4 protein-coding genes and 1 pseudogene are annotated in these 6,513 nt (G+C 74.1%); all 5 read right to left on the minus strand.

Features of this window, described 5'->3' with window-relative positions; genetic code table 11:
* A pseudogene (locus ACFP3V_RS26170) lies at positions 1 to 1,034 on the minus strand (hypothetical protein); the annotation flags it as partial.
* Between the two features lie 58 nt (positions 1,035 to 1,092).
* A complete protein-coding gene (locus tag ACFP3V_RS26175) occupies positions 1,093 to 1,971 on the minus strand; it encodes a hypothetical protein (protein ID WP_380588287.1) in 879 nt (292 codons plus the stop codon).
* Positions 1,972 to 2,070: 99 nt separating this feature from the next.
* Positions 2,071 to 3,564 carry a hypothetical protein gene (locus tag ACFP3V_RS26180; protein WP_380588290.1) on the minus strand — a complete coding sequence of 498 codons (1,494 nt, stop codon included), beginning with the start codon at positions 3,562 to 3,564 and terminating at the stop codon, positions 2,071 to 2,073.
* A 324-nt stretch (positions 3,565 to 3,888) separates the two neighbouring features.
* Entirely contained in the window at positions 3,889 to 5,517 is a 1,629-nt protein-coding gene (locus ACFP3V_RS26185) for a S53 family peptidase (protein WP_380588292.1), read from the minus strand.
* Positions 5,518 to 5,621: 104 nt separating this feature from the next.
* Positions 5,622 to 6,513, minus strand: an 892-nt coding sequence (locus ACFP3V_RS26190; protein ID WP_380588295.1) for a LuxR C-terminal-related transcriptional regulator, incomplete at its 5' end; no start/stop codon positions are given.

Here is a 6,513-nt window from a genome sequence, read left to right on the forward strand (position 1 = left end):
CGGGCCCGGTCGCGCTCGGCGGCGCTGCGGGCCGTGAGGCTGCGGGACAGGCGGCGGGCCCGTCGCTCGGCGCTGCGGTGGTGCTCGCGGACGCTCTCGCGGGCGGCGGCGGCCTCGGCGATCCGGTGCAGGTGGTCCAGCGAGCCCGCGGTGAAGTCGCGTTCGGCGGTGAGCTCGGCGCGGCGGCCGAGCTTGTTGGCGAAGCCGTGCACCAGGTCGGCGAGGCCGTCGGTGTCGCGGGTGTCGGTGACCGCCCGGAGCAGGAGGTCGGTGAAGTCCTTGTCGCTCTTGACCGCGAACAGGCCCGCCGCCTCACCCTCGTCGGCGTTCATCTCGCGCTGGTAGCGGAAGAGTTCGGGATCCAGGCCGAGGCTGCCGAGGTGGTCGGTCCAGCGCTCGTGGCCCTCCTCCCAGGTGACCTCAAGTTCGGGGAAGGCCTTGCCCGCCTCCGTCAGCGCGTCGCGGAAGCCCTTCATGGTGCGGCGGCGGCCGCGGGCGCTCACCTTCGGGGCGTCCTGCCCGGGGGCGGGCATCAGCTCGGCGCGCTCGGCGACCGGGAGGCTGTCGAGGGAGAGCCCCGGGCCGGGCCGGAAGGAGTACCAGGCCTCTGCGAACTTCCGCGGGTCGGCGGAGATCTGACGGCCGCGCCACTCGCTGACCTTGCCGACGACGACGGTCTCGCCGGTGACCGTGTGCTGCCACTCCAGTGCCACGTGCCCGCAGTCGTCCGCGAGCAGGAACTTGCGCAGCACGCCAGAGCTGGCGCCGCCGAGCGTGTTGCGGTGGCCCGGGAGCATCACGCTGAAGATCAGCTTGAGCAGCACGGACTTGCCGCCGCCGTTCTCCAGGAACAGCACGCCGGCGGGCGCGGGACGGCGCACCGGACCGCTCTGCTCCTCGTCGAAGAAGCCCGGCTGCTGCGGCGCCGGATCGGAGACCGGTTCGCCCACGCCGCTGAGGTCGAGCACGGTGTCGGCGTACCGCGCACCGGCAGGGCCGATGGAGTACAGGCGGACCCGGTTCAGCTCGTACATGGTGCGTCAGTTCTCCGAACAGGTGAGGCAGTTGGCGGTCGGTCGGCGGACAGGGTGGTCAGGTGGCGTGGAAGGGCAGGCCGGCGTCGGCGACCAGCTCGTCCGACTCGTCGGGAGGCAGCAGGCTGGCGGTGCCGTCGCTGACCGGCACGACGCCGAGCGCGAGCAGCTCGGCCATCGCCGCGGAGCCGGCCATCTCACGCACCTGCAGCTGGTAGCGGGCGGTGGTGCGGTAGGTGCCGCCGGAGTCGTCCGAAGTCTTCTGCAGGAAGCCGGAGTCGACCAGGAAGGCGACGGCCTTGCCGACGATGCCGATGGTGGACCCGGCGAGGCGGCGGGCGTCCTTCGTCGCGCCGGTCGCACTGCGGCGGGCGTAGACCCGCCAGGCGGCCTCCAGGCCGGGGGCCTCGCTGACCGGGTCGGTGTTGTCCCCCGCGGCGTCGGCCTGCTCCTCGAGGCGGCGGCAGGCCTGGCGGACGAAGGCGTCCACGCCGTTCACGGTGATCCGGCCCAGGTAGCCGTCGTCGGCCAGGTCCTCGGGGCGGGGGAACGCCAGGGCGGCGACGGCGAGATGGGCGAGGCCGTGCAGGAAGCGGTCGGTGGACTCGGAGGCGGCGCGGCGGGAGTAGTCGCCCATCCTCACCGCGAACACGCTGTCCTCGGCGGCGGCCACGGCGATGCCGGCCCGGGGGCTGACCTCCAGCACGACGAGGCCGAGCCCGGCCGCGACGGCGTCCGCGAGCCGGGCGAAGCCCGGGTCGTCGCGGTAGCGCCGCACCGCTTCGGCGTACTCGACGTCGCGGGCGGGGAGCAGCTTCGGCTGCAGCCCGAACTGGACGAGGCGCGCCGCGTCGGCCACGTCGGCGGGGGTGACGGCGGCAGGGGCGGTCGGGCGGGCGCCGCCCTCGGGCAATTCGGGATCGAATGCGTCAGACATGGGGTGCCTCGGTTCCCTCGGACGTCGCGCCCGCCAGGGGCGCGGGGTTCTTGCTCGGGTGCGGCTCCAACGCGCGCGGGCCCGGGCCCGCCTGGCGGATCACGTGGCCTCCTGGCGGGATGCGGCCATGGTCGCCGCGTCCAGCAGGGCACTGCCCACGATCAGGTCGGCACCGCCGAACTCCGGGTCGTCCAGGCGCGCGCCGTCGTCGACCGCGAAGAGCAGCCGCTCCTCGCCCTGCCGGTAGGCCGTGCCGACCGACGGGCTGGCCGCGTGCACGGCCATCAGCGCCACCAGGTACGGGAGTTCGGGATCCTGGCGGCGCGCCTCGGCCAGCAGCCCGGAGAGGCGGCGCGGGGCGTCCACGGGGAGGTCGAGCAGCGCGGTGGCCGCCTCCAGCTGCGCCTCGCTGAACCGGCTGTCGTCCGGGGTGGACACCAGGTCGGGCTCCGGCAGCTCGGCGCCCAGGTGCTCCCGCTCGACCGGCGGGGTGAGCAGCAGGTCCACCAGGTCGGTCAGCCGGGCGGCCCCGGGGGTGCGCAGACCGACGCCGGAGGCGAACCACGCCGACGTCACCCGGCCCGCCTGCTCCAGCGGCAACGGCAGGACGGGAGCCAGCAGTTGACCGTAGAGGTCCAGCCCGGCGCGGGCGGCGGGCGCGGCGAAGGCCTGCCGGTCCTGCTCCGCGCGGAACAGCGGGCCGGCCTCAAGGAGCCGGGTCTGCAGCTGCGTGTGGCGGCGGATGCAGTCCTTGACGATGTCGACCAACTCGGCGGCGCGGCGCTTGTGTTCGGGGTCCTCGGCCTCGTCGCGGGCGCGGCGGATGTTGGTGAGGATGGCGTTCTCGTGCCGGTAGCGGTCGGCGATGTGTTCGAGCGCCTCGGCGATGAGGTCGGGGACGGTCTCCATCCAGTCCACGGCGCGGACGTTGCGCCGGGTGGCCTCCAGCGCGCGGCGCAGCGTCTCCGAGTACTGCACCGTGCGGTACCGCGCCTGCTCGGCCGCGAGCTGGGCGTCGGCGAGGCGGCCGCGCCGGATCAGCACCTCCAGCTTGACCTCGGCGGCGATCTGAGCGGACGTCACATCCGTGTCCAGCGCGCCGACCAGGACGTTGACGGCCTCGTCGGTGGTCCGGAGGTACACCCCGCCGTCGGGACCGGGAACCTCCTCGATCAGCTTGAAGTCGTACTCGCGGCGGACGTAGCTGCCGTCGGCGCCGAAGGTGCCGTAGGTGGACCGGAAGCCCCGGTCCACGCTGCCGACGTTGATGATCGATTCGAGCACCCACTTGGCCACGCGCTCGTGCTCGGTCCACGGCCGGTCCGGCGCCTGGGCGGCGACCCTGGGCAGCAGGCGGGCCAGCACGTGGTCCCGGTCGGCGCCCGCGTCGAAGTCCATGTGCAGGGTGACCAGGTCGATCGCGGCGAGGGCGACCTCGGCCATGCCGTAGACCGCGTACTCCCCGGCGAGGTTGGCCTTGCGGCTGTCCAGGTCGTGGAGCGGCGCGGTGCAGGCGAGCGCGCGGAGGCGGCGCGCAAGCCCCTCGTCCGCGGCGGGGCCCGGCGCCGGTCGGCTCTCGGTGCTGGTCGTCACGGGGGCATAGCCTACGACGTGGCGGTGACAATGCCCGACATGGGCAAGTTGCCCCATTCCCCCCTGACCGGCCTGCCCTTCCGCCGGGCGGCCGGTTGCAACGCCTTTCAGGGGCGCGAGGAACTGCGCGGGCAACGCACCACCCGGGGAGGTTCGAGCCCATCTGTGGGCCGGACCTCCCCGGGTGGTGGGCCGCTCGCGCAGTTCCTCGCGCCCCCTGGCGGCTGCGCCGCCTGAAGGCGCGGCCGCGCCGCAGCGTGAAGGCGCCCCTGCGGGGCGGGGGCTGGCGCCCCGGGCCCCGCAGGGGCGAAGGGAGACGGGGCGTCAGCCCAGTTCCGCGGAGAGGAAGCCCGCGCCGTTGTAGGAGCCCCAGCCGGTGACCTTGTCGTAGCCGGTGCCGGCGCTGTACGCGCCGTTGCTGCCGCTCTTCACGTCGTGGAAGGCCGTGGAGTACGCCGACGACTGCGCCAGGTTGTAGATGGTCGAGTTGGCGTAGCCGAACGTCGACGCGCCGACCGCGTTGGCCTCGCTGTCGTAGATCGCCGCGAACGCGGCCCAGTTGGGTGCCGCCGCGCTGGTGCCGCCGAACTCGTACCAGGCGCCCTGGGTGTAGATCGCCCAGCCGCTGCTCGGGTTGGCGTCCGCCGCGACGTCCGGGACGGCGCGGTAGCTGCCGCTGTTCACCGAGGACTGGTAGCTGGGGGTGGCGAAGTAGGAGGACACACCGCCGCCACCGCTGGACCAGGCGGTCTCCTTGCTCCAGGCGCCCGACGAGGTCAGCGTCAGCGTCGTGCCGCCGGTGCCGGTGACGTAGGGGTCGGAGGCGGGGAAGTCCACCGAGGTGCCGCCGTTGCCCGCGTCGTCGGAGCCGCTGTCGCCGGAGGCCGCGAAGACGGACTGGCCCTGGGCCGCCGCCTCCTGGAAGTCGGTGTTGAGGGCGGACCGGTTGGAGGCGGTCTCACCGGCCTCGTAGATGCCCCAGCTGATGGAGACCACCGGCACGTCGTCGCTGACCAGGGCCGCGTAGACGGCGACCTCGCCGGCGTCGCTGTTCGGGGCCTCGTAGACCTTGACGGCCGCCTTGGGGGCGAGCGCCTGGACGACCTCGATGTCCAGCTCGACCTCGTCCTCGCCGGACAGGTCGGTGGTGCCGCCGCCCGCGCTGCGCACCGTCGGGGTGGACGGCGAGAGGGAGAAGTAGTTGTCGTAGGTGGTGATGTTCGACTGCTTGAAGGCGGAGAACTCCAACAGGCCCACCGTCACGCCCGAGCCGTTGTACCCCGAGCTGATCGCCGAGGTCACGTTGTAGGCGGAGCGCGCCTTCGTCGGGGTCAGGCCGGTGACCGCGTGGCTGACGGCCTGCGGCTGGGCCTTGCCGACGGAGTTGTGGTGGTAGGTGGCGTAGTTGTTCAGGCCCGCGATGTCCGCGACCGCGGCGGCGACGCCCGCCGGGAGCACCGGCTCCGCGGTGTTGGCGAAGAAGCGGTGGGCGCCCTGGCGGAAGGTGGCCAGCTTGGTGCCGAAGGCCCGCTGGACCTGCTTGGCGGTGCCGGTGGCCTCGACGGTCAGACCGTTGGCCGAGACCTTGCCGACCTTGAGGCCCTGGCTCCTGAGGTAGCCGGTGACCTTGCCGACCGTGGCCGCAGAGGCGCCGAAGCGCTGCCGGAACTGGGCCACCGTCAGGTAGTGCTTGTACTGCGGCGACTTGGGGTCGGCGACCGCCTTGACGAAGGCGTCCAGGCCGGCCTGGTCCCGCACCTTGAGGCTGAGGGTGACGGGGATCGCGGTGCTGTCCGCGACCGTGCCGGTCTGCGTGGCGTGGGCGACCTGCGGCAGCAGGTCGCCGTGGACGGCCTGCGGCGCGACGGCCGCGTGGGCCGGCGCCACCGCGAGGGCGAGGATGGGCAGCGGGGCGGCCAGCATGCCGAGGGCGGAGCGAAGGGTGACCTTCACGGGTGTCCTCCAGGGACGGGGTCGGGTGGCAACTGCCGTGCGGGACAAGGCCGGTGGCCATGGTCTGGTTGGCAGGTGCACGCCTGAACGGGACTGCCACCACGCTAGGAAGTGGCAGCCCTCCCCATAAGCGGGTTAACCCTTGCTGTCCGTGTGAACGACTCGTGTCCCCCGCCGTCGGCGGCCTGATCCAGCGTTTCCGCCCATCGCGCGAGGGCCGTCCGCGAGCGCACCCCGAGTTTGCGGTAGACCCGGGAGAGCGTGCCCTCCACGGTCTTCACGCTGACGAAGAGGATCGCGGCGACCTCGCGGTTGGTCGCGCCGGACGCGGCCAGCCTCGCCACCCGGGACTCACTGGGCGTCAACTCCACCGCCTCCCCGGTCCGTTCGCCCGGGTCGAGGCGGCGCTGCTCGGCCTGGACCCGGGCCAGCAACGGCAGCGCGCCGCGTTCGCGCGCCAGCAGCTCCGCCTCGGCGAGCAGCGTCCGGGCCGCCGTCCGGTGCCGGTTGCGGCGTTCCACGGCGCCCCGGGCCAGCAGGGTGCGGGCCAGGTCGAGCGGCAGTCCCAGCTCCCGGAGGGACTCGGCGGCCCCCGACAGCAGGGCGGTGACCCGGTCAGCCGGGCCGCTCTCGGCGGCGAGCAGCAGTGCCCTCGCCCGGTCGAGCGCGGCGCGGGCGCTGCGCCCCCACTCCGCGGGCCAGTCGGCGCAGGCGGCCTGCGCCTCCCGGAGCCCGGCGGCCGCCGCGCCGAGGTCGCCGAGCTGGAGCTCGGCCTCGGCCAGGTCGGCGAGGCGGCGCACCTGGTCGGGGTCGGCCAGCTCCATGGAGGCGCTCAACTCGCGTGCCTGCTGCAGCGCTTCCACCGCCTGGGCCGCTCCGGCGGCGGTTCCCGTGAGCAGTTCGGCGTCGCCGAGGACGCCGAGGGCCCGGATCCGGAACAGCAGGTCGCCGTCGGTGGCCGAGCCCGCGGCCGCCTCGGCGGCCAGGCCCGCGGCC

This window comes from Streptacidiphilus monticola (genome assembly GCF_042658505.1).
In the GTDB taxonomy this organism is placed as follows: domain Bacteria; phylum Actinomycetota; class Actinomycetes; order Streptomycetales; family Streptomycetaceae; genus Streptacidiphilus; species Streptacidiphilus monticola.

Excerpts from the sequence above, each read along its gene's own strand:
- ACFP3V_RS26175 (WP_380588287.1), bottom strand. The coding sequence starts at position 1,971 with ATGTCTGACGCATTCGATCCCGAATTGCCCGAGGGCGGCGCCCGCCCG.